Here is a 23,121-nt window from a genome sequence, read left to right as displayed (position 1 = left end):
GGAAAGCTAGGTTGCGGGCGATCGAACATCTGCCCACGGGACTTCGACAATGAATGCGCTCAATGAAATCCGTCAGATCGACTACACCGTCATCTTCGCCCGCGACATGGCCGCCATGCGGCACTTCTACGGGGATGTGATGGAATTTGATCTGCAGCGCGAACTCGGCGACAGGTGGATCGAATATCGGGTCGGCCCGAACACGCTGGCCTTGACCAGCCTCGGCATGATGTTCAACGACACGCCGCAGCAGCGGGATGCGCTGTCGCTTCAGCTGGCATTCCGGGTGGCGCCGGAGATGGTCGCTGCTTGCGCCGAGGCGCTTCAGGCCAAGGGCGTGCAGCCGGTCCTGCCGCTCACCGACCAGGAATGAGGCCACAGGACAGTGTTCTTCCGCGATCCGGACGGCAACGTTGTGGAGATATTCGCTGAGATCTGATGCGGAGTGGGGAGTTTGGAGCGGGTAGCGGGAATCGAACCCGCATATTCAGCTTGGAAGGCTGCTGCTCTACCACTGAGCTATACCCGCATCGTCCTCAAGGTTCGCGGGCTGGCAGTGGTGGAGAGGGTTGGATTCGAACCAACGTAAGCTAAGCTAACGGATTTACAGTCCGTCCCCTTTAACCACTCGGGCACCTCTCCAGCCTGCCGTCGAAGCCTTGCAACGAGGCATTCTCGCCGATCAGGTCGAAACCAGGGTTTTGTCCGAAATCAGCGAAGCGCCTTATGGCGGCAAGGCCAGTGGGTGTCAACCGCACCGCAAGGCAAAATGCGCTGATTTTGACAGCTCACCCGGCAAGCCGGCTTTCTGCCTGTATCCATGGCCCGGCGACGCGGCTATAGAAGCCGGCCATGAGCAATGACAACACGTCCAAGACCGCCAAAGACACCCACTACGCTAAGCTGCGTCGCGCTCATCGCGACGAGAAGGCCGGCGGCGCGCCTGCCTTCCGGCCGCGCCAGCCGGTGCCGCCGGGCGAGAACGCCGCCGACGGGCTGGTGCGGCTTTATGGCCTGCACACGGTGCGCGCCGCGCTCGACAATCCGCGCCGGCGGATCAGAAAGATGTTGGTGACGCGCAATGCCGCCGAGCGGCTGGCGATCGCCGACCTCGCCGCTTTGCCGTTCAAGGCCGAACTGGTCGAGCCGAAGGACATCGACAAGATCACCGGTTCGGATGCCGTGCATCAGGGCGTGCTGATCGAAGCCGAACCGTTGAAGCCGAAACGCCTCGACACGCTCGGCGACACGAAACTGGTGCTGGTACTCGACCAGGTCACCGACCCGCACAATGTCGGCGCCATATTGCGCTCGGCGGTCGCCTTCGGCGCCGGCGCACTGATCACCACGGCCCGCCACAGCCCGCAGGAATCCGGCGTGCTGGCCAAATCCGCCTCCGGCGCACTGGAGCATATCGACCAGATCGAGGTGAAGAACCTGGCCGACGCGCTGGGACAGCTGCACGATGCCGGCTTCCAGACCATCGGCCTCGATTCGGACGGGCCGGCCGAACTCGAAACGGGTTTTTCAGGCGAGAAGATCGCGCTGGTGCTCGGCGCCGAAGGCAAGGGCCTGCGCCAGAAGACGCGCGAGACGGTGACGACACTCGCCCGCCTCGACATGCCCGGCGCCATCCGCTCGCTCAACGTGTCGAACGCCGCGGCGGTGAGCCTTTATGCGGCACGGAAATTCCTTGGAAAGTGAATGGTGAAATAGTGAATGGTGAATGGTGAATGGAAGCGTTCTTACCATTCACCATTCACCGCACTTCATGTCCCGCCATCCGCTCCAGCGCACGAACCAGCGCTGAGTGATCCTCTTTTGCACCGCCATTCGCCGAGCATGAGTTGAACAGCTGCTGCGTCGTCGAGGTATTGGGCAGCGAGACACCGAGTGCCTTGGCGCCTTCCAGCGCCAGGTTGAGATCCTTCTGGTGCAGTTCGATGCGGAAGCCCGGCGCGAAGGTGCGCTTTATCATGCGCTCGCCATGCACCTCGAGGATGCGCGATGCCGCCAGCCCGCCCATCAGCGCCTGCCGGACCTTGGCGGGGTCGGCGCCGGCTTTTGCGGCAAAGACCAGCGCCTCGGCGACCGCCTCGATGGTCAGGGCTACGACGATCTGGTTGGCAACCTTGGTGGTCTGGCCGACGCCGTTCGGGCCGACAAGCGTGACGTTCTTGCCCATCTTTTCGAACACGGGCTTGGCGCGCTCGAACGCCTTGTCCTCGCCGCCGACCATGATGGTCAGGGACGCCGCCTTTGCGCCGACCTCGCCGCCCGACACCGGCGCGTCAAGATAGTCGCAGCCGAGATCGTTGATTTTCTTGGCGAAAACCTTGGTCTCGATCGGCGAGATCGAGCTCATGTCGATGACCAGCTTGCCCTTGCTCAGGCCGGAAGCGACACCGTTCTCGCCGAACAGCACCTCGGCTACCTGCGGGGTGTCGGGAACCATGGTGATGATGATATCCGCGGCCTTCGCCACTGCCGCGTGGCCGGTGATGCTTCTCAAGCCCTTGGCGACGAGATCGGCCGGCGGCTTCGAGCGGTGGTCGCTGGCAATGACGGCGTAGCCGGCATCCAGGAGATGCCCCGCCATCGGCGCGCCCATGATGCCAAGGCCGATGAAGCCGATGGTTTCCATTGTTTTCTCCTTTGTTGAGGCTGAGTTCCTTCGCGCCCCCTCTGGCCTGCCGGCCATCTCCCCCACTTGTGGGGAGATTGGCAGTTTCGGCGCCTCGCTCACCCTGCAATGTTGGGGAGCGAAAGCCGGGATGACGTCCGATCTCCCCACCTGTGGGGGAGATGGCCGGCAGGCCAGAGGGGGGCGCGAAGGAACGCGACTTCAATCGTAACAGCTAAGCCGCGGCACTCCCCTGCCCGTTAAGCTCCCGAAACCACCCCAGCCCAGCCTCCGTCCCCGCCTTCGGTTTGTATTCCGCTCCGACCCAGCCGGAATAGCCGGTCCTGTCGATATGCTCGTAGAGGAAGGGATAATTGATCTCGCCCGTCCCCGGCTCGTGACGGCCGGGATTGTCCGCAAGCTGGATATGCGCGATGCGGCCGAGGTTGGCCTCGATGGTACGGGCGAGATCCCCCTCCATGATCTGCATGTGATAGATGTCGTATTGCAGGAACAGGTTCTTCGAACCGACGCGCTCGATCAGCGCCAGCGCCTGCTCCGAATAGTTCAGGAAAAAACCCGGTATGTCGCGCGTGTTGATCGGCTCGATCAAAAGCCGGATGCCGGCCTGCTCCAGTTTCTCGGCTGCAAACGCGAGGTTCTCGGCTAAAGTATTTTCCAGCACCGAACGATCCACGCCCTGCGGCGCGATGCCGGCGAGGCAATTGACCTGCTCGCAGCCGAGCGCATGGGCATAGCTGATCGCCTTGGCGATGCCTTGCCGGAATTCCGGCGCGCGGTCGGGCAAAACCGCGATGCCGCGCTCGCCCTTGCCCCAGTCGCCGGCCGGGAGGTTGAACAGCACCTGTGTCAGGCCGTTCTTCTTCAGCCGGGCCGCGACCACGTCAGGCGTATGATCATAGGGGCCGATATATTCGACGCCCTTGAAGCCGGCGCGGGCTGCGGCATCGAAGCGATCGAGGAACTCATGCTCGCCAAAGAGCATCGACAGATTGGCTGAAAAACGCGGCATTCTTTTTCTCCTTCTTCTGCTTGGCCCTAGGCGTGTTGAGATTCAGGTCGGGCAGAGTCGAAAACGGTGACTTTCGAGAACCGGAGCGGAACGTACTTTCTGTACGTGAGCACCGGAAGCGCAGGAAGGCGCCGTTTGCAGGCCTGTCTCACCTGAATATCGGCGCGCCTAATCGAGCAACACAATCGCCGTCGGCGCATCCTCATGGCTTTCGGCAAGGTCCTCGAATTCGGTGATCTTGTCGATTTCCGTGCCCATGGAAATGTTGGTGACGCGTTCGAGGATGAATTCAAGCACCACCGGCACCTGGTATTCCTTCATCAGCCGCTGCGCTTCCTTGAACGCGCCGGCGAACTCTTCCGGTTTGCGCACCCGGACCGCCTTGCAGCCCATCGCTTCTGCGACCGCGACATGGTCGACGCCGTAGCCGGCCTCCGGATCGTTGGCGCGGTTGACGTTCTCGAAGGCCAGGCTCACCTCGAAATCCATCGCAAAACCGCGCTGCGCCTGGCGGATCAGGCCGAGATAGGCATTGTTCACGACGACATGGATATACGGCAGTTTGTGCTGTGCGCCGGCCGCCAGTTCCTCGATCATGAACTGGAAGTCGTAGTCGCCCGACAGCGCCACGATGGAGCGATCCGGATCGGCGGCGCGCACGCCAAGCGCTGCCGGCAGCGTCCAGCCGAGCGGGCCGGCCTGGCCGCAATTGATCCAGTTGCGCGGCTTGTAGACATGCAGGAACTGCGCCCCGGCGATCTGCGAGAGGCCGATCGTGGTGACGTAGGTGGTGTCACGGCCGAACGACTTGTTCATCTCCTCATAGACGCGCTGCGGCTTCAGCGGCACCTGCTCGAAATGCGTCTTGCGCTTCATCGTCTTCTTGCGGGTCTGGCATTCCTTCGCCCAGCCCGACCAGTCGCGCAGCTTTCCTGCCGTCTTCCATTCGGTGGCGACGTCGAGCAGCATCTTTAGTGCCGCACCGGCGTCCGAGACGACGCCGAGATCCGGCGCGAACACCCGGCCGATCTGGGTCGGTTCGATGTCGACATGGATGAATTTCTTGCCCTTGGTGTAGACATCGACCGAACCGGTGTGGCGGTTGGCCCAGCGATTGCCGATGCCAAAGACGAAATCGGCTTCCAACATCGTCGCATTGCCGTAGCGATGCGAGGTCTGCAGCCCGCACATGCCGGCCATCAGCCGGTGGTCGTCGGGGATCGCGCCCCAGCCCATTAGCGTCGGGATGACCGGCACGCCCGTTATCTCGGCAAATTCGATCAACAGATCCGACGCATCGGCGTTGATGATGCCGCCGCCGGCGACGATCAGCGGCTTTTCCGCGGCATTGAGCATCGCCAAGGCCTTTTCGGCCTGGGCGCGCGACATTGCCGGCTTGAACGGGACCAGCGGTTCATAGGCATCGATATCGAATTCGATCTCGGCCAATTGCACGTCGACCGGCAGGTCGATGAGCACCGGGCCCGGTCGCGACGAGCGCATCAGGTGAAATGCCTTCTGCAGCGCCATCGGCACGAGATAGGGCTCCATGACCGTGACCGCCCATTTGGCGACGGGTGCGGCTATGGCGGCGATATCGACCGCCTGGAAATCCTCCTTGTTGAGCCGTGCCCGCGGCGCCTGACCAGTGATGCACAGGATCGGGATGGAGTCCGCCGCCGCCGAATAGAGCCCGGTGACCATGTCGGTGCCGGCCGGGCCCGACGTGCCGATGCACAGCCCGATATTGCCTGATTTAGCTCTCGTGTAGCCCTCGGCCATATGCGAGGCCGCCTCGACATGGCGCGCCAGGATGTGGCGGATCGAGCCCCTCGCCTTCAGCGCCGAATAGAACGGATTGATCGCCGCGCCCGGCACGCCGAAGCCGCAGGAAACGCCTTCCTTTTCGAGAACGAGAACCGCTGCATCTACAGCGCGCATCCTGGCCATGTCCAGCCTCCGCAAATTGTTGGTCTACCGACAATGCCAGTATGGTTTTCATTTTTCAATTTTTTCAGAATAATTTTTCATTTCTAGAAAACGGCTCCTGTCCACTGATTTCGCTGGCTTTTCCGTTTTTCATGAATCCGGGCACCAGAATCTGTGAAAAAGTTTTTCATTGCGATTTCGGCGAAACCGGCGACAATGCCGCCATGGAAACCAGCGAAAAACGCCAGCGCGGCCGGCCGCGCGCTTTCAACGGTCCGTCCGAGGCCGGTTCTGTACAGTCGCTGGACCGGGCCTTGCGCATCCTGGCCATCGTCGCTGAAGGCAGTGGCCTGTCGCTGAGCGAGATTTCGGCGCGTAGCGAGCTCGCGGCGTCCACCGCCTACCGCATGCTGACGACGCTACAGAACCACGGCATGGTCGAGTTCGATACATCGGACCAGCTGTGGTCGATCGGCGTCGAGACCTACCGCATGGGTGCCGCCTTCCTGCGCCGCCGCAAGCTTGTCGACCGGGCCCGCGTGGTCATGCAGGAATTGATGGAGAAGACCGGTGAAACCGCCAATCTCGGCGTCGCCGAGGACGATTGCGTCGTTTTCGTCAGCCAGGTCGAGACCCATCAGGCGATCCGCGCCTTCTTCCGCCCGGGCACGCGCAGCTCCTTCCATGCCTCGGGCATCGGCAAGGCGGTGCTGGCGCAGCTCGAGCCGGAACGCGTCGCCGCCATCCTGCGCAAGTCGGGCCTGCAGCGCTTCACCGACAAGACGCTGTCCGACATTTCGGCGCTGGCCCATGACCTGGCTGTCATCAAGCACCGCGGCTGGTCGGTCGACGACGAGGAGCGGCATCCCGGCATGCGCTGCGTAGCCGCCGCCATTTTCAACGAGTTCGGCGAGCCGATCGGCGGTGTCTCGGTCTCCGGACCGACGGTGCGGGTGACGATGGAGCGGCTGGACGAGATCGGGCCGCTGGTGCGCGACGCCGCCGCTGAGGTGACGAGGATGATCGGCGGGTTCCGATTATAATGCGGAGAACGCTTCAGCTTTTGCTCGCCGCTTCACTGTGCGGATGCGTGGCGACGGCGCCCGAACCCGCCCCTGTCTCCCAGCAAGTCAGCGAGATTCCGATCTCGCTCGCTTTGGAGGAGACAATCACGATCGGCATTCGCCAGCATTTGCAGGATCCTGTATCCGCCAGATTCGGGCAGATGCGTGCCGGCGAGCGAACGCTCGACGGCCGCCGCGAAATCCTGGTCTGCGGCCATGTCGCTGCAAAGACGTCGTCCGGTGGTCATACAACAGACCAACCGTTCGCCGCCAAGATCTATCCGGATGAAGGAAGCAGCTTCGAACTCATCGCCATGGGCGATCAATCGCAGAATGCGAGTGTTGCCCGCATCTGCCGTGCAGCGGGATTGCCGATCTCCGAACCGTAGCCCGCACCGCGGCGCGCTCAAATCAGGAAGGAGGGGCTGCGTACAGCCCCTCCTTTCCGTGTGGGGGTGCCTCCTCCTAAAGGCGGCAATAGTGGCGGTAGCCGTCATAGCCGACATAGGTGTCGGAGTACGGATCGTAACTGGCGTAGCGGTTGGCGCAGCGGCGGACGTGCCAGGAGCCACCCTCGTCGTCGACATAGACGGTGCGGGGCTGCTGGTTGAGCAGGCTGCCGAGCACGAACCCGCCGACGCCGGCGGCGATGCCGATGCCGATTTCGCGGTTGTGGTGATGGCTGTGGGCGGCCGACGGCTGGACGGTGCCGACCAGCGAGGTGGCGGCGACGGTGCTGGCGATAAGAGCGGAAGCGATTTTGCGCGTGAACATGACGATCTCCTTGTTTCGTTGCGAGAGGCGATCCATCCGCCTCTTGATGATGGGTCGTCGCGACGAGAAAAAAGGTTCGAAGGTTTTTGAGATTTCTTCTCGGGTCCGGCAAAAATCTGCTGCGTGCCGGTTTCATCGCTATCGAGGCCAAGCAAAAAAGGGCGGCCGAAGCCGCCCTTTCCGCGAGGCGGTCGTCTCGCTCAAAGGAAGATGATCACCTTGCCATGATGATGCTTGTGGTGGTGGTGCTTGTGGTGGTGGTTCCACCACCACCAAGGCTTGTCGTGGTGGTGGTGCTTGTGGTGGTGGTTCCACCACCACCAAGGCTTGTCGTGGTGCTTGTGATGATGGTGGTGGCTGTGAGCGGAGGACGACTGCACGGTGCCGGCGAGCGCGCCGGTGGCGACGAGAATGGCGACGAGGCCTGACGTAAGAGTGCGCTTCAACATGATGATCTCCCTGGTCGAGGCGACCATTCGCCTCTGGAGATCAGTCGTCGCGGTGCGGCGAAAGGTTCGAAGGTTTCAGCGAGTAGCGAGTAGCGAGTAGCGAAATGGCTTTCGGGAGTTAAGACTTCCCTATTCGCTACTCCCTATTCGCTATTCGCTCCCGTCACCCCATGCCCGTAACGTGCCGCAGCCAGAAGGCCAGCACGATGAAGCCGATGATGGTGGCGACGCCGGTCCAGTCGATCTTGGCGCTCTTCACATCCTTGATGAGCTCCACCACGAGAAACCAGGCGATGACGACAAGCGGCAGGATGATGACAAGTCTGATCATGCGACACCCCGTTCGATGCGTTTGCACGTGAGAGATATGTAGGGATCGCATTGGCGGTTTTCAGCATGGCGGCCCGCCCACCTCGGCGGGGTCCATTAGCGATCGAAAACGGAGTTTTGTCTTTACTGGCGCACGAAATATGCTAACCGGAGCGCCGTGCCCTTGTAGCTCAGCTGGTAGAGCAGCGGTTTTGTAAACCGAAGGTCGGCGGTTCGATTCCGTCCGGGGGCACCACCCCTTCGCTCTTCGAGCTTCGGGTGGCAGGCCACCCAAAGCTCGTTAGACGAAGGAGGACTGCCGACGGTTCTATTCGGCGGAGCTGGCAGCACGACATCAGGCCAACTCGCAGCCGTCGGACCTTCTAGGAAAATGTGGCAGCCTGTATGGCTGCCGTATCGCCGAACGTGTTCCTCACCCTAACCGACCTGTAGACGTAGGCGGCCCAGATCCCTGTGACTATGAAGGATGCCAAAGGTGTAACCAGAGCTCCTCCGGCAAGCAAACGGTTTACCGGGACACCAAGCACAGTCGATATCCAAACTGTGTCCAGTACGAACAAGAGAGGGATCGCGAACCACAGACATATGAACAGCTGCGGAAAGCGGTGGCTTCGCCGCAGCATCGAAACAAGCACGACCAGCTGAAGCACCAGAAATGCCAGATTGAGGGCTGCCTCGCCATAGATGGCCAAGGCCCCGTTGGGCACTGTAACAAGCTGTTGGTAGGTTTTGACCAGACTGGCCATATCGACAAGTGTGCGCAACGGCGAAAGGGACAGGCTGATCGCCAGCAGGATCAGCCAGCCGCCGAACCCCACGAGGTCATCTGGGCTCTGTGAGGATTTGCGCGACGACCGGACGGCGAAGAAAACCGGCACGCCAATCAGCAACAGAAGTATCGCCCAATGCCACATTTACCCACCCTCGAATGCATCCCTGGGTTGTTTAGCTCGCACCTCTGGATTGTGCAAGCGTTTTTACAGAGATCAAGGCATCGTAGAGATTTTCGGGTTTAGGTTTGCAGAGGACGCTTTCGTCGCTCGCAATGGCCGCATCTCACCCCAAGTCAAAATGCCGCGGAAAGGCCTGGTGCAGCAGGAGCAGCATGGTCTTGCGCAGCACGTCGGTGTCGCGGCTGGACGGGTTGAGATGGTCCCAATACCAGGCGCCATGCACCAGATAGTTCAGGCTCTCCGACAGCGTGTCTATGTCGACGCCGGTGTAACCGCCGCTGCGTGAAATCTCGATCAGCAGCTCGCGCGCTTCGGCCGTGTAGGCGAGATCGCTCGGCAGGCCGATTTCATTGTAGATCTGCATGCTCTTGCGGTCGCTGGAAAACACGACGAAGACCGAGACCCATTTCGGATGCTGCCGGGCAAAGCGCTGCGCGCAATCGACCGCGCCCAACACCCGCTCCACCGGCGACAGGCCGGGCGCCCGCACCAGCGTCAGCCACAGCGCGTCATATTGCTCGCTGAGATATTGCAGGACGGCCCGGAACAGGTTCTCCTTGCTGCGAAAATGAAAGACCACCAGTGCGTTGGACGAGCCGACATGCTCGGCAATGCGCTGCATGGTGACGCTGGCCAGCCCCTCCTCCGCGATGAGCTCGATGGTGGCGTCGATGATGCGCTGGACGCTCGCTTCGCCGCGCTCGCGCCGGCGGTCCTTGGGCGCGGCGTCGTTCGCCGCACCCTTGGCCGCCTTGCTTTTTCCCGCATCCGGAGTGGCTATGCGTTGCGCCATTGTCGTCAGGCCTTTCCCCGGCGGCCGAAACATCCCGCCGCTGCCTTGGCATGCCGGCGCCCTGCGGACTCACAGCGCCGGGCGTGTCCCGGCATTCGTGTACCACTGACCACGAGCCGTCTCATAGGCCATACCCGCCCGGAACACGTCAGCGTCGCTATAGGTGCGGCCTACAATCTGGATGCCTGTCGGCACGCCGTTGGCGGCGCGGCCCGACGGGATCGACAGAACCGGGCAGCGGCTCAGCATGTTGAACGGCGTCGTCATCACCCAGCCCAGCGACGGGTTCACCTCTCGTCCATTGATCTCGACCTTGCCTTTGGTCTGATCGAATTCCGCCGGCACTGCGGGAAGCGCATTGGTCGGGCAGATCAGCACGTCGTATTTTTCCAGCAAAGGCCCCAGCGTCAGGTACATCCTGGCCGCCACATCGAGCGTCGCGACAAAATCCGTCGCCTTCGACTTCTGCCCGTCCTGCGCGAACTGCCTGGCATAGCTGGTCATGTCCTTGCCGTTCTTGGCGAGCAGCGGCGACAGCGAGGCGCCGAAGAGATGTTCGAGATAGGCCATGCCGGCCTTGAGCACCTCGTCGCCCCAGCCGAGGTCCACCTCCTCGACGGTGGCGCCGAGCGAGCGGAACACATCGCAGGCAGCGAGCGTGTTCTTGCGCACGTCCGCATCCACCTCGAAGGACCCGAGATCCATGGAGAATGCGATCTTCCAACCCTTGATCGGCTTGTAGTCGAGCGGCAGGCGCAGTTTCGGGCGCAGCGTGGCGATGTCGAGCGGGCTCGGCCCGGCCATGACGTTCTGCAGCAGGATCGCATCCCCGACGTTTCGGGCCAAGGGCCCGGTGTGGCAGAAAAAATCGAGATTGAACGGCGGCTCATCGGGATTGCGGCCGTAAGGCGGCTTGAAGCCGACCAGGCCGCAGGCCGAGGCAGGGATGCGGATTGAGCCCGCTATGTCCGAGCCGGTTGCGATCGACGACGTGCCGGAGGCCAGCGTTGCCGCCGAACCGCCCGACGAACCGCCCGGCGTGAAATCCGGGTTCCAGGGGTTGCGCGTGACGCCCCAGCGCTTCGACCAGGTATAACCGGCGCAGCTGAATTCGGGCGTCGCGGTGCGGGCGTGGACGATGCCGCCGGCCTTCATGACACGCTCGTTCATGGTCGAGGTATGGCCGCCAATGGCGTCCCCGGACAGCAGCGAGCCATGCGAGGTCGGCTTGCCCTTGATGTAGCTCTCATCCTTGATGCCGATCGGCAGGCCCTCGAGCGCGCCGGTCCTGGCGCCTCTGGCGTATTTCGCCTCGGCTTTTCTGGCGAGATCCATCGCCTCGTCGAAATGCGTGAAGGTGAGGCAGTTGATCGTCGCCTTGGTTGCCTCGGCGCGGCGGATGGTGGCCTGCATCAGTTCCAGAGGCGACAGTTTCTTCGCCTTGAACAGCCGCAACGCCTCGCTGGCCGGCATGTAGCAAAGGTCGAGATCGGACATAAAAAATCTCCCGCGGCGGCTTTACGGCATCTGGCATTGGGGATGGCCGAGCCGCGATGCGCGGCCCGATGTTGGTCAGCTTCGGCCGGCGGCGCTGCTATTTCTGCAGATCGGTCCAGATCCTGGTGTAGAGCGCCTGGACGTCGGCGGGACAGGCCGACATGAATTGGCCCTTGTCGGCAAATTCGGCCGGAACATCCACTTCGGGCGCGCCCTTCATATCGGCCGGCAGGAAGGGCTCGGAGCCCTTGATGCCATTGGCGTAGTGCGCGAAGGCCGAGATCATCGCTGCATTCCTGGGGTCCATGATGAAATTCTGGAAGAGCTTGGCGTTCTCGACGTTCTTGGCATCCTTGAGCACCGCGACATTGTCCATCCAGATTGGAAAGCCCTCCTTGGGATAGCCGTAGACGATCTTGTCGTTCTCCAGCCGCTCGCGCAGCGATATGCCGTTCCAGTTGACGCCGGCGGCAATGTCGCCCCTGCCGAGACCGTCGACGGCCGCATAGTCGAGCGACAGCCATTTCGCTTTCGCCTCGATGAGCTTGTCATGCACCTTTTTCAAAAGCACCTTGTCGTCGGTGCAGTACTTACCGCCCTCATAGGCAATGGCGAGGAACATGATGTCTCCCATTTCGGGCACGACATTGATCTTGCCCACGAGTTCCGGCGGCGGATCGAGGAAAATCGCCGAGGTGTTCGGATCGCCCGCATAGACCGATTTGTTGACCGAGATGCCGGTCGTGCCCCATTGCCACGGCACCGAATATTTGCGGCCGGGGTCGAACGGCACGTCGACCCATCTCGGATCGACGTTTCTAAAGTTCTCCATCGTGTTGGGATCGGTTTCCAAGAGCAGGCCTTCGCTGATCCAGATCGGCATCACGCTGGCCGATGGAACGACGATGTCATAGCCGGAAGCGCCCTGGCGGACCTTGGCCAGAGCCGTATCGTTGGAGTCGTAGTCGGTGACGGTAACCTTGACCTTGTAGGTTTCCTCGAACTTCTTGATCAGGTCCGGGCTGGTGTAGTTGCCCCAATTGTAGATTTGGAGTTCGCCCTCGGCGCGGGCAATGCCGGTCATCGCCAGCAGCGACAGGCCGAGCGCCGTGGCGGTCGATTTCAACTGCATGCTTGTGTCTCCCATTGTTGGGACCGGCGGGATTGCGCCTCGAGTCCCTAAGTTCCCTTCGTCCTGGTGATCATTCACCGGCGAATGCCGGCTGACCAACTCGGTATCTCGGGCAACGGTATTAATTACTAAACATACAGTCAATATCTTTTAGCGACACAACTGCATCATCGGCACCGGCAGTGCGCCGGCGAAGCCGACATGATATGGTCAAGGATGGGCCATTGATGAATTGGGGCAAGCCGTGGCGTGAGCGCCGCAGCCTGCAGGGCTTGGATCACGGTCATGCGCCTTTTTCTGGCGGTCGTGCTGCTGATGACCATGGCGCTCTTCTCCGCTGCGCGCGGCGAAGAGCGGATAGCGCTGGTTGTCGCCAATCCGGCCTCTGAGGGCTCACCGGCAATCGCCAACGCCGACCTCAGTGCCGAACTCGTTGCAGCGACACTACGATCGCTTGGCTTCACCGTCCGGCAGGTGTCGGATGGCGACCGCGCCGATGTCGCGCGCGCCATGCATGATTTCGCCCAATCCCTGGCCAAACCGGACTCCGTCGGCATCTTCTACTATGTCGGCCACACCGCGCAGGCCAACGGCAGGAACTATTTACTGACGCGCGGCACCCGGATCGATTCAAAGGAAACGGTCGACCAGACGGCATTGCCCCTCGATCTGTTCATGCAGGCGCTCGAGGCAACCCCGACATTGAAGGTGGTTCTGCTCGACAATCCCGGCGATGGCCACAACCCTACTTCCGGCGTGATGCAGGGTCTGGCGGCGGTCGATCCCCTCACCCACGCCATCGTCGCTCTGTCGGCCAAGCCCGGAACCGTTGCACTGGGCGAAGCCCGCCCCGTCACCGTATTTGCCGATGCGCTCACCGCTGCGCTGGTCAAGCGCGGCGCGGACATAGCCATCATCCTCGCCTCGGTCAGGCAAACCACTATCGACAAAACGTCAGGCGCCCAGTGGCCATGGATGGCATATGGCCGCTCGGCAGACGCTGCCTTTGTGCTGACGCCGGACCAGGTGGCCGGCGCGGCACCGGCGCTGCCGCTTGTGCCGGAACCGGCACCGCCGGCGATGGCGAGCGGCGGCTACATCTCCGGGAGTGGCGGTTGGGAGCCTGATGGCAGCGACTACGCCGATGGCAGCGGTCAGGAGCCCTACCCCATGGACGTTGCACCGGGCTCCGGCAGTCCCGATGCCGCGATGGGCGACAGCGCCAAGGAGGCGGCGCTCTACGAGGAATACAAACGCCAGGAACAGCAGCGCCAATTGCAGGAAGAGCAGGCTCGGCAACGATACGAAGAGGAAAAGCAACGTCTTGAAGACGCAGCTGTGGCCGCTGCCCAGAACAATCTCGGCGGGACCTATCCGCAGGATGGCGGAGCCACCGGCGCCGAACCGCCCCCCGATAAGGCAGGGATCCCCCCTGAGGACGGCATGACATCGGCCCCGCCACCCGCGACCGGCGCCGAAAGTCCGCCGGAGGCGCAGGCGCCACCGAAACCAGCGCCGCCGCCCATCGACCAGGCGCAAAGCCCTCCTTCCGGCGGCGCCCTTCCACAACCCGAGACGGGCGCTGTCGAGGTGGTGCGCCATCCAACCATCGATGCGCCGGATGAGATTGTCGCCGGCGAGACGGTGACCGTTTCGATCGCCCTTACCGAAGAGCAATTCACGCCCGAAGTGAAGGTGAAGGCAGCGCCGGGCTCGTCGGTGACGGAAGATGGCGCCCTGGCCATGGCGATGCCGGCGGGAACCGAGCAATGGCCGATCGATATCGATCTGTTCGCCTCCGGCTTCGATCTCGCTGACGGCGGCAAATGGAGCCGACGGACGACGCTCTACCGCCAGGGCGACAGCGACTTCGTCCGCTTCGACGTCAAGGCGCGGCCGATCGCCAAGGACAGCAAGCCGGCCCAGTTCATCGCGCGCACCTACAGCGCCGAGAGGTTCCTGGGATCGGCATCGCGGTCGGTTATCATTCGCCGCACCGCGCCTGTCGAGGCAGCCGCTCTGAGCGCCACAGCCGAACGCTCCGCAGCACCTGCCATGCTGATGCTGGCCGCAGCGGCGCCGCAGCCGGCGGTAACTGGCAATGTGACGCTCGGCGGCGCAGCCGGCGATGACGTCCCCGATCTCGACGTGACCATCCTCTATGACGATCCGAGCGGGCTGGGTTCGGGGCAGATCATCATCCATTCGCCGCATCTGGCCGGTCCGGTGACCGATACGTTCTCGACGCCACCTGAGATGGCGGCATGGCTGGACTCCGAATACCGCCGCCTGCTGCAGCTCGGATTGAGCCTGCGCGGCGCCGTTTCGCTGCAGCAGCCTGCCGCAAGCAGCGATACGGGGGCGCAAAAGCGCTTTGTCACGCTCGCCGCCGAAGGTTTTGGCGATGCGCTCTACCGCGACTATGTGCCGAAACCGTTCAAGGACGTGTTCTGGTCGCTGCGCGGCAAAGGCGAACTCCATTCGATCCAGATCACCTCGAACAGCCCGACGCTGCCCTGGGAATTGATCCGCCCGCGCAGCGCCGACGGCGCCGTCGCCGACGGTTTTCTCGGCATGGGCTACCGGCTGGCGCGCTGGGCTCCGCGCAGCAGTGCCTCACAGGTCGACAACCCGCTCGACCGCATGACCTTCACCGGCGTCGCGGCCGTCGCGCCCTCCTATCTCGACAAGCGCTCGCTGCGCTTTCAGCAGGACGAGATCGCGGCGCTGAGCAAGCTTTACGGCTACCGCCGCTTCGATGGCGATTTCACCTCTTTCGAGAAACTGGTCGGTGAAGTCTCGACCGGTTTCATTCATTTCTCCGGTCATGGCGAGGTCAACCAGCCGAGCAGTGGCCGGCCGGTCTTTGCCATCGATCTCGTCGACCAGTCGCTCGACCCCGATACATGGGCCGCGCTGGTCGCGGCCGCGCATGGCAAGGGCAATCCGTTCTACTTTTTCAACGCCTGCGACACCGGCCGTTCGCAGATGCTCGGCGGTTTCGTGCAGGGCTGGGGTCCGGCGGTGCTGGCGGGCGGCGCTTCCGGCTTCATCGGCGGCATGTGGCCACTGACCGACCGCGCGGCAGCGGCCTTCTCGACCGATTTCTATGGCGGCATCAGCACGCGGATCAAGGACGGGCCGGTCTATCTGGCCGAGATCCTGCAGGATGTCCGCAGAGAATTCTACCGGACCGGCGATCCGACCTATCTCGCCTACACATTCTACGGCAACGCCAATCTGAGGATTGTCGGGCAGTAGGCGACGGATCGTCGTTGGCGGATTGGCTTCGCCTACAATGCGTTTTGCGGGCATGGCACGCCGGCGCCGCCGCAGCGTGAGGCCATCGGCCTGGAGCTCATGTCTTCGGACTGCCGCACAAGCTCCGCAAAGAGAAGGGCGAAACTTCCCATCACAAGGAAGACGATAATCAGGCGTGTCACCGGCAATAGACAGGTCTCGACTGGCTAGCCCCCCAGCCACCCATCCTCTGTCGGCTAACATGATCGATCAGGCTTTACGAGTGCTTAAGCTCGCACTTAACCATCACATTCGCCGTTCCGGCGACATGAAGCGCGAGCCGCCGATTTCGTTTCGCCGCGGCCGCAACTGGCCCGGACGATGCCTCCCTTTGCAGATGCGCTTGCCCATGCTACCCCACGCAACCGCCGCCGACCGCCATCGGCCGACCGCCATCGGAATGTCATGAGCAAAGCCAATCTCGCCTTCGTCTCCTCCGACACTGCCGATGCCAAGGCGGCGATGGAGAGCCTGTCGGCCCGCTATGGCCAGGCATCCTTCGACGACGCCCAGGTGGTGGTGGCACTGGGTGGCGACGGCTTCCTGCTGCAGACCTTGCGCGACACGATGAGCACGGGAAAGAAGGTCTACGGCATGAACCGTGGCACCATCGGCTTCCTGATGAACGAGTACCGCGTCGGGGGCCTCACCGAGCGCATCGCGGCCGCCGTCGCCGAAACGATCCGCCCGCTGGAAATGCTGGCGTTGACGCATGAGGGCGAGACGGTTTCGGCACTCGCCATCAACGAGGTGGCGCTGTGGCGTCAGTCCTACCAGACGGCAAAGATCCGCATCACCGTCGACGAGCAGGTCCGCATCGAGGAACTGAACTGCGACGGCGTGATGATCGCGACGCCGGCCGGCTCCACCGCGTACAATCTTTCGGCGCACGGGCCGATCCTGCCGCTGGATGCGCCGTTGCTCGCGCTGACCCCGGTCAGCCCGTTCCGGCCGCGCCGTTGGCGGGGTGCCTTGTTGTCAAACAAGGCGACCGTACGCTTCGATATTCTGGAGTCGGAAAAGCGCCCGGTGAACACCGCCGCCGACCACACCGAGGTCAAGGCGGTGGCTTCCGTAACGGTCCGCGAATCGCCGACTGCGACGGCAACGCTGCTGTTTGATCCCAACCATTCGTGGAACGAACGCATTCTCGCCGAGCAGTTCCGCTATTGAGCCGGCGCAAAGAGTGACTACCTAATTAAGCATCGCGATTAAGCTTACGTTTTCACAATCGTGCCAATCCCGCCCGTTTCTGTTGACAAATCGCGGGCTTGCGCCTAATCGCAATACCAATCTTGCAGGCACGCTGTGCTTGCCGCGACGGATGCCGTTGCGCTTCCCCGAACCAGCCAAAGACAGCAACTCTTGTCCTCAGACACCACGACCGCTCTAGAAGCGTTGACCTTTTCAGACCTCGGCCTGTCGCCCAAGGTCCTTTCCGCAGTCACCGATGCGGGCTACACCGTGCCGACGCCGATCCAGGCTGGCGCCATCCCGCATGCCTTGCTCGGCAAGGATATTCTGGGCATAGCACAGACCGGCACCGGCAAGACGGCTTCCTTCGTGCTGCCGATGCTGACCCGCCTCGAAAAAGGCAGGGCCCGTGCCCGCATGCCGCGCACGCTGATCCTCGAGCCGACGCGCGAGCTCGCCGCGCAGGTCGAAGAGAATTTCATCAGATACGGCAAGAACCACAAGCTCAACATCGCGCTGCTGATCGGCGGCGTCTCCTTCGACGAGCAGGACAAGAAGCTGGAGCGCGGCGCCGACGTGCTGATCGCCACGCCCGGCCGTCTGCTCGATCACCGCGAGCGCGGCAAGCTGTTGCTCAACGGCGTCGAGATCCTCGTCATCGACGAGGCCGACCGCATGCTGGACATGGGCTTCATCCCCGACATCGAGCGCATCTGCGAGATGATCCCGTTCACCAGGCAGACGCTGTTCTTCTCAGCGACCATGCCGCCGGAGATCACCAAGCTCACCGAGAAGTTCCTGCATGCGCCGGTGCGCGTCGAGGTTTCCAAGGCGGCATCCGCTGCCACCAACATCATCCAGCGCCTGGTCAAGTCCGGCTCCAAGCCGTGGGACAAGCGCGAGACGCTTCGCAATCTGATAAAGGCCGAAGACGCCGAGCTGAAGAACGCTATCATTTTCTGCAACCGCAAGGTCGAGGTCGCGGAGCTGTTCCGCTCGCTGCTGAAGTATGATTTCGACGCCGGCGCCCTGCATGGCGACATGGACCAGCGCGCCCGCATGCAGATGCTGGCCAATTTCCGCGATGGCAAATTGCGCTATCTCGTGGCGTCCGACGTCGCCGCGCGCGGCCTCGACATTCCCGACGTCAGCCACGTCTTCAACTACGACGTGCCGATCCACGCCGAAGACTATGTCCACCGCATCGGCCGCACCGGCCGCGCCGGACGCTCGGGCAAATCCTTCACCATCGCCACCAAGTCCGACACCAAATACATCGACGCCATCGAGCGGCTGATCGGCAACAAGATCGAGTGGCATGACGGCGACCTGTCGACCGTGGTCGCCAGCGAAGGCGGCGAGGACGAAGCGCCCCGCCGTGGCCGTGGCGCTCCGCGCCGCGCCGGCCGCAAGGACGAGGACCGCAAGGCCCATGATCGCAAGGAGGGTGGCGAGCGCAAGCCGCGCGAACGCCATGCCAAGCGCAGCGACGACGCGCCAGCGGCAGATGCCGCGCGCGAGGAACAGCCGGTGGTAGCCGAGGCCGCGGTCGCCGACATCGGCGAACGGCATCAGCGCAAGGAAGCGATCCGCTCCGAAAACAGCGACCGCAAGGTCTCCGATCGCAACAACGAGAACCGCGCCCCGGAACGCGGCGACACAAGGCCGCAGCGCGCCAGCAACAGCCGCCCTGCCCGCGGCAACAACCGCGGTGAAGACAATGACGGCACCGTCGGCTTCGGCGACGACATGCCGGCCTTCATGAAGATCGTCGCCAAGGTCTGATTCCATGAGCCGCGGCGTCCCGAGGACGCGCGGCTTTCCTGGACGCGATTGGGATGCGAGATCTGGAGCCCGCTCAGGATCAATCAGCGCCATGCGCGGTAATCGCAAGACAGGCTCGATCTGCCCGATCTCTTCCGGCCTGGAGCGCTTCAAATACCCGTCGATGCTACAGGCTTTTGAGTTCCAGGCGGGATGCCAATAAATCCAGAAATGCCCGAACCTTGGCCGAAGATGACCGGCCTTCCTGCCACAAGGCATGGATCGGCACCGGTGCCGGCTCGAATTCCGTCAAAACCAGTTCGACGAGACCGTCGTCGACCAAATGTCTTATCTGCCACAGAGGCGAGAAGCCCAAACCCAGTCCGTGGATTGCGGCGGCATAGACCGAGGTCATCAGATTGGAGCGAAAAGCGCCTGCGACCTTCACGGTCCGGGGTTTCCCGTCGATCTGAAACGTCCATTCACCTGGACGCTCGTTAGCGGTTCTGATGATGCAACTGTGCTCACTCAGCTGGAAGGGATGGGCCGGCCGGTCGCACCGCGCGAAATAGGAAGGCGCGCCGAACACAACGCGCCGCAACGCCCCCAGGCGTTTGGCTTTCAAGTTGGAATCCGGCAAATCGCCGATACGTATTGCCAGGTCGAGACCTTCGGCGCCAAGATCGGCAAATCCATCGGAAAGTTGAAGATCGACCTCGACCCGAGGAAATGTCCTCATGTATTCCGCGATGACAGGCATCAGGACGTTCGGGCCAAACAGAACCGGCGCCCCGATGCGCAGGACGCCTGCCGGCTCCGATCGTTGATTGATCGCCTGAAGTCTTGCGTCGTTTATTTCGTCGACCGCCGGTTTGATCCGGTTGAAAAAGGCTGCTCCGACTTCACTCGGTGTCGAGCGACGCGTTGTCCTGTGGATCAGCTCGACGCCGACTGATTCCTCCAGTGCCGCCAGGGACCGGCTGACCGACTGCAGCGAGCGGTTCAGCCGATGTGCGGCAGTCGTCAGACTTCCATGCTCGACGATCGCGATGAAAGCCTCGAAATCGTCCATCCGGCTCATGTATTCTCCCGATCTTCGACATAATATATCGCAAAAACGGGTAATTGTAACGACAATTGCGACGTCGTACCTCTCTGCAAGTTGTCCCGCGAGGACAGGCTTGATGGAAGGGAATCGTCATGCAAGTAGCCAATCCAACTGTTCTGGTCGTTGGTGCCACAGGCCGAGTTGCGGGACTTGTCGTGCCTGAACTTGTCCGACGCAATGCCAATGTTCGAGCGCTCGTTCGCGACCCTGCGAATGCCGAAAAGGCCCGGAAGCTAGGGGCATCCGAGGTTGCGACAGGAGATTTGCGAAATCGTCAGAGCCTCGAAAGGGCGGTCGAGGGCGTCGACGGCGTCTTTCACATTGGGCCGGCATTTGCTCCCGATGAAGCAGCCATGGGCGTTGCCATGGTTGAGGCCGCCACGCGAGCAGGAGTTCGAAAGTTCGTCTTCTCGTCGGTGATCCAGCCTACCAATACGCGACTGAAGAACCATGCCAGCAAGGTGCCTGTCGAGGCTGCTCTCTACTCGACGACGATGGAATATACGATTCTGCACCCTGCCAATTTCATGCAGAACCTCGCAGCGGCCTGGCCGTCCGTCGTTGAACATGGTGTTTTCTCGGAACCGTTTCCAAAGACGGCGAAGCTGGCCCGCGTCGACTACCGCGATGTCGCTGAGGTGGCGGCGATCGCCCTAACCGAAGCGCGATTGTCCTACGCGACCCTCGATCTGTGCGCTGACGGCATGCACAGCCGGGAAGACATCGTTGCGATGATGAGTGAGGAACTTGGCCGACCCATCTCTTCTGGTGAGCCGACATTTGGCGAGTGGGCGGCCGAGGCACGCCTTCCCTACAATGACCGCCAAATGCAGGTGCTGGCCAAAATATACGCCCACTATGCCCACTATGGCCTTGGCGGAAACAGTCTGACATTGCGCGCCGCCCTGGGCCGCGAACCGCGTTCGTTGCGCGGCTTTATTCGGAACCTGGCCCAGCAAATGGCGCAGGCCGCCTGACTGCGCTCAGCCGCGCATACTTTCACTTTTCGAGAAGGAGATAGGTGATGCGACCGTCATCCCACAAGGTTTTGAAATCGAGAAAGCTACCGGCCTCTTACAATGCGCTGGTGATGCCATTCGTTCTTTCCATCCTGATGTCGTGCATTGTTTCCGCGGTAGCGACGCTGATCAATGCGGGCTGGACAACCGGTTTCGTGGCGACCTGGCCGTATGCATGGGGAGCATCATGGCTAGTGGGCTTTCCAAGTCTGCTGCTGGTCTTGCCGATCGTGCGCCGTATCGTTGCGGCAATTGTCGATCAGCCGACCTCGTAGGCCTTGATTACAGGGTCCGACATGCCAAACAAAACGGCCCTTGCGGGCCGCTTTTACCTTCGACTGACGGCTCGCAGCGCCATTGTCGGCTTCTGCGACCAGATACCTGTCTTCATGCGGGCAGCCTTCCTGCGCGCCAGCCCTCATGCCGATCGTCCTCCGAACCTGATCCCGAGCGCTCTCAAATGCAGCCGGCCAGCTTGCACTCTTGGCACGCTCCTATCCTGGCCCGTCCGTCACATCGGGCCGGGCATCATCTTGGTCGGTTTTTCCAGCATCGGAAACTCTGCCTTGCTGCATTTCACGTTCGGGTTGGTCGGACTGAACATGCCGTTCGGATTGTCTCTGAACAGCCAAGCATGAAGGTCGTAGTGGACGAACTCCCTCGGAATGAGCGGATAGTGCCCTTCCATCGGTCCCATGAAGGTCTGGCCAAATAGTTTTGGAGGTTCCTTGGTGTCTGGCGTCAGGGGCACCAGCCATTCCACGCCAACCAATCTCAAGCCTTTCTTGGTCGGCTCGTAGATCAGCACATTGGGGCGCATCGGATCGAGTTTCTGACCGACACTCGGGACGTTGACGAAATGGATGCCCATAGCGCCCTTCGGATAGTCCATTGCGCCCTCGATCCTGTCCCCGCTGTAATAGACACACCCGACAGTCGACAGATAAAGGTCGCGGACGGCGACCGTGTAGTCCTCATATTTGGCGAGCGATTTCTTCAAAGCTTCGATGTCGGCTTTGTTGGCGTCCTCGGCTCGAGCCGTGGCGGCTGCGCACCAAGCTGAGGCCAGACCTGTCAAAATGAGGACGCCGCAGCGCCCAAGACGAGCTGTTCTTGTCATGCATTCCTCCCAGATTTCCTTATCTGGCCGTGCAGGACCGGGGCCGACTAAGTGACTGCGCGGCCGTTTGTATCGCCCCATCCCCTCTGGAACCGCGCCAATGCTAATCCCTTCAAAGGTCTCCGGAAAGGGATTATTAGAAATCTCTAATGCATTAGACCTTTTGGCGGACCACAGGAGCCCAAAAAGAAAGCGGCCCCTTGCGGGGGCCGCCTTCGCATTTCGATGCCGAACAATTCAGGTCAGCGGCGAAAGCTGGATCTCGACGCGCCGGTTCTGCGCACGGCCGGCCGCCGTTCCGTTGGACGCGATCGGACGGGTCTTGCCGAATCCGGTGACGGCGAAGCGGCGCGAATCGACACCTTGGCCTGAGAGATAGTTGGCGACCGCCAATGCGCGGCGCTGCGACAGATCGAAATTGTGTTCGTCGCCACCGGTCGAATCGGTATGGCCGAACACGTCGACCGTGGTCTGCTTGAACTTCTTCAGCACCAGCGCAACCGAGTTCAGCACCTGGTAGAAGCCGGGCTTCACCGCATCCTGGTCGACGTTGAAAGTAATGTCGGACGGCATGTTGAGGATGATCTGGTCGCCGGTGCGGGTGACGCTGACGCCGGTGCCTTCGAGCTGGCGGCGCAGTTCAGCCTCGTTCTGGTCCATGGTCGCGCCGATGGCGCCGCCGGCCAGCGCGCCGATACCGGCGCCGATCAGCGCGTTGCGGCGGTCATTGCCGCCGGCAAGCAGGCCGAGGCCCGCGCCCGCCAGGGCGCCAAGGCCGGCGCCGGCTGCGGTGTTCGAAACCTTCTGCTCCCCGGTGTACGGATCGGTCGTGGTGCAGGCACTCACCAGCACAGCCGTCGCAACGGCGACGAGCACAGTCTTTTTCATAAGGATCGTCCCTCTCCAAAGCGCGGCCTTTGCGGCTCGCGCATATAAGCCCTTCTCCGGTCTTGTAACATGAAATGCGGCGAAAAACCGAGCGGCGAAAGCGGCTTCTCCCCGCTCGCGCCACACTTCCGCTTCGGTGGCTGGTGCTGGC

Annotated in this window: 22 protein-coding genes and 3 tRNA genes; 10 read left to right on the top strand and 15 right to left on the bottom strand. The window is 62.2% G+C overall.

What is annotated here, in order from left to right:
• Positions 1-49 precede the first annotated feature (49 nt).
• Positions 50-373: a VOC family protein gene (locus NKL04_RS07215; RefSeq protein ID WP_306413607.1), complete on the top strand. Its 324-nt coding sequence runs from the start codon at positions 50-52 to the stop codon at positions 371-373.
• 82 nt (positions 374-455) lie between these two features.
• Here NKL04_RS07215 and NKL04_RS07210 read toward each other — a convergent pair.
• Positions 456-529, bottom strand: a tRNA-Gly gene (locus NKL04_RS07210).
• 28 nt (positions 530-557) lie between these two features.
• Positions 558-642 (bottom strand) — tRNA-Tyr (locus NKL04_RS07205).
• 210 nt (positions 643-852) lie between these two features.
• Here NKL04_RS07205 and NKL04_RS07200 point away from each other — a divergent pair.
• Complete coding sequence (locus NKL04_RS07200) at positions 853-1,704, top strand: TrmH family RNA methyltransferase (protein ID WP_023702457.1); 852 nt, start codon at positions 853-855, stop codon at positions 1,702-1,704.
• Between the two features lie 55 nt (positions 1,705-1,759).
• Here NKL04_RS07200 and NKL04_RS07195 read toward each other — a convergent pair whose 3' ends face one another.
• The 3 genes from NKL04_RS07195 to gcl form a co-directional block, all read right to left on the bottom strand.
• Positions 1,760-2,644: a 2-hydroxy-3-oxopropionate reductase gene (locus NKL04_RS07195; RefSeq protein ID WP_023702458.1), complete on the bottom strand. Its 885-nt coding sequence runs from the start codon at positions 2,642-2,644 to the stop codon at positions 1,760-1,762.
• A gap of 214 nt (positions 2,645-2,858) precedes the next feature.
• A complete protein-coding gene (gene hyi, locus NKL04_RS07190; protein WP_023702459.1) occupies positions 2,859-3,656 on the bottom strand; it encodes a hydroxypyruvate isomerase in 798 nt (265 codons plus the stop codon).
• Positions 3,657-3,824: 168 nt separating this feature from the next.
• Entirely contained in the window at positions 3,825-5,606 is a 1,782-nt protein-coding gene (gene gcl / locus NKL04_RS07185; protein WP_352723467.1) for a glyoxylate carboligase, read from the bottom strand.
• Positions 5,607-5,809: 203 nt separating this feature from the next.
• On the opposite strand from gcl, the gene bhcR reads away from it, so the two are divergent.
• Both bhcR and NKL04_RS07175 read left to right on the top strand, forming a co-directional pair.
• Positions 5,810-6,628, top strand: coding sequence for an HTH-type transcriptional regulator BhcR (gene bhcR, locus NKL04_RS07180; protein ID WP_023681470.1), 819 nt, complete (start codon positions 5,810-5,812; stop codon positions 6,626-6,628).
• A 47-nt stretch (positions 6,629-6,675) separates the two neighbouring features.
• The gene (locus tag NKL04_RS07175; RefSeq protein WP_245263552.1) at positions 6,676-7,038 is read left to right on the top strand and encodes a hypothetical protein; all 363 of its coding nucleotides are present in this window, start codon (positions 6,676-6,678) and stop codon (positions 7,036-7,038) included.
• A 76-nt stretch (positions 7,039-7,114) separates the two neighbouring features.
• Here the strand turns inward: NKL04_RS07175 and NKL04_RS07170 are convergent, their stop codons facing one another.
• The 3 genes from NKL04_RS07170 to NKL04_RS07160 form a co-directional block, all read right to left on the bottom strand.
• Positions 7,115-7,423 carry a BA14K family protein gene (locus NKL04_RS07170; RefSeq protein WP_023667455.1) on the bottom strand — a complete coding sequence of 103 codons (309 nt, stop codon included), beginning with the start codon at positions 7,421-7,423 and terminating at the stop codon, positions 7,115-7,117.
• A gap of 200 nt (positions 7,424-7,623) precedes the next feature.
• Positions 7,624-7,872 (bottom strand): hypothetical protein, encoded by a 249-nt coding sequence (locus tag NKL04_RS07165; protein WP_023702462.1) that lies wholly within the window; start codon positions 7,870-7,872, stop codon positions 7,624-7,626.
• Positions 7,873-8,035: 163 nt separating this feature from the next.
• Positions 8,036-8,203 (bottom strand): hypothetical protein, encoded by a 168-nt coding sequence (locus NKL04_RS07160; protein ID WP_023702463.1) that lies wholly within the window; start codon positions 8,201-8,203, stop codon positions 8,036-8,038.
• A gap of 158 nt (positions 8,204-8,361) precedes the next feature.
• Between NKL04_RS07160 and NKL04_RS07155 the strand changes: the two genes are divergently transcribed.
• Positions 8,362-8,437 (top strand) — tRNA-Thr (locus NKL04_RS07155).
• A 127-nt stretch (positions 8,438-8,564) separates the two neighbouring features.
• Here the strand turns inward: NKL04_RS07155 and NKL04_RS07150 are convergent.
• From NKL04_RS07150 to NKL04_RS07135, 4 genes are all read right to left on the bottom strand, one after another.
• Positions 8,565-9,092, bottom strand: a complete 528-nt coding sequence (locus NKL04_RS07150) for a DUF2569 family protein (RefSeq protein WP_245260196.1) — start codon at positions 9,090-9,092, stop codon at positions 8,565-8,567.
• Positions 9,093-9,258: 166 nt separating this feature from the next.
• Positions 9,259-9,948 carry a TetR/AcrR family transcriptional regulator gene (locus NKL04_RS07145; RefSeq protein WP_023702464.1) on the bottom strand — a complete coding sequence of 230 codons (690 nt, stop codon included), beginning with the start codon at positions 9,946-9,948 and terminating at the stop codon, positions 9,259-9,261.
• Between the two features lie 69 nt (positions 9,949-10,017).
• Positions 10,018-11,445 carry an amidase gene (locus NKL04_RS07140; protein ID WP_023688399.1) on the bottom strand — a complete coding sequence of 476 codons (1,428 nt, stop codon included), beginning with the start codon at positions 11,443-11,445 and terminating at the stop codon, positions 10,018-10,020.
• Positions 11,446-11,542: 97 nt separating this feature from the next.
• Positions 11,543-12,577 carry an extracellular solute-binding protein gene (locus NKL04_RS07135; RefSeq protein WP_023688398.1) on the bottom strand — a complete coding sequence of 345 codons (1,035 nt, stop codon included), beginning with the start codon at positions 12,575-12,577 and terminating at the stop codon, positions 11,543-11,545.
• A 285-nt stretch (positions 12,578-12,862) separates the two neighbouring features.
• Here NKL04_RS07135 and NKL04_RS07130 point away from each other — a divergent pair, with 285 nt between their 5' ends.
• The 3 genes from NKL04_RS07130 (at position 12,863) to NKL04_RS07120 (ending at position 18,856) form a co-directional block, all read left to right on the top strand.
• On the top strand, positions 12,863-15,838 hold the full coding sequence (locus NKL04_RS07130) for a caspase family protein (RefSeq protein ID WP_156951511.1): 2,976 nt from the start codon (positions 12,863-12,865) through the stop codon (positions 15,836-15,838).
• Positions 15,839-16,282: 444 nt separating this feature from the next.
• Entirely contained in the window at positions 16,283-17,050 is a 768-nt protein-coding gene (locus NKL04_RS07125) for an NAD kinase (RefSeq protein ID WP_023681482.1), read from the top strand.
• Positions 17,051-17,242: 192 nt separating this feature from the next.
• Positions 17,243-18,856: a DEAD/DEAH box helicase gene (locus NKL04_RS07120; protein WP_031196539.1), complete on the top strand. Its 1,614-nt coding sequence runs from the start codon at positions 17,243-17,245 to the stop codon at positions 18,854-18,856.
• Positions 18,857-19,022: 166 nt separating this feature from the next.
• Here NKL04_RS07120 and NKL04_RS07115 read toward each other — a convergent pair whose 3' ends face one another.
• The gene (locus NKL04_RS07115; protein WP_023702466.1) at positions 19,023-19,916 is read right to left on the bottom strand and encodes a LysR family transcriptional regulator; all 894 of its coding nucleotides are present in this window, start codon (positions 19,914-19,916) and stop codon (positions 19,023-19,025) included.
• Positions 19,917-20,035: 119 nt separating this feature from the next.
• On the opposite strand from NKL04_RS07115, the gene NKL04_RS07110 reads away from it, so the two are divergent.
• Both NKL04_RS07110 and NKL04_RS07105 read left to right on the top strand, forming a co-directional pair.
• Complete coding sequence (locus NKL04_RS07110; RefSeq protein WP_023702467.1) at positions 20,036-20,920, top strand: NmrA/HSCARG family protein; 885 nt, start codon at positions 20,036-20,038, stop codon at positions 20,918-20,920.
• A gap of 47 nt (positions 20,921-20,967) precedes the next feature.
• A complete protein-coding gene (locus NKL04_RS07105; RefSeq protein WP_023667468.1) occupies positions 20,968-21,237 on the top strand; it encodes a DUF2798 domain-containing protein in 270 nt (89 codons plus the stop codon).
• A 236-nt stretch (positions 21,238-21,473) separates the two neighbouring features.
• Here the strand turns inward: NKL04_RS07105 and NKL04_RS07100 are convergent, their stop codons facing one another.
• Together NKL04_RS07100 and NKL04_RS07095 are read right to left on the bottom strand one after the other, a co-directional pair.
• Positions 21,474-22,082 carry a hypothetical protein gene (locus tag NKL04_RS07100; RefSeq protein ID WP_023702468.1) on the bottom strand — a complete coding sequence of 203 codons (609 nt, stop codon included), beginning with the start codon at positions 22,080-22,082 and terminating at the stop codon, positions 21,474-21,476.
• Positions 22,083-22,319: 237 nt separating this feature from the next.
• On the bottom strand, positions 22,320-22,970 hold the full coding sequence (locus NKL04_RS07095) for a YiaD family glycine zipper/OmpA-like lipoprotein (RefSeq protein ID WP_023667470.1): 651 nt from the start codon (positions 22,968-22,970) through the stop codon (positions 22,320-22,322).
• Positions 22,971-23,121 lie beyond the last annotated feature (151 nt).

Origin of the sequence: Mesorhizobium sp. C264A, from assembly GCF_040324515.1 — a bacterium.
Taxonomy (GTDB): Bacteria; Pseudomonadota; Alphaproteobacteria; order Rhizobiales; family Rhizobiaceae; genus Mesorhizobium.
This window is presented reverse-complemented; position numbering and strand designations above follow the sequence as displayed.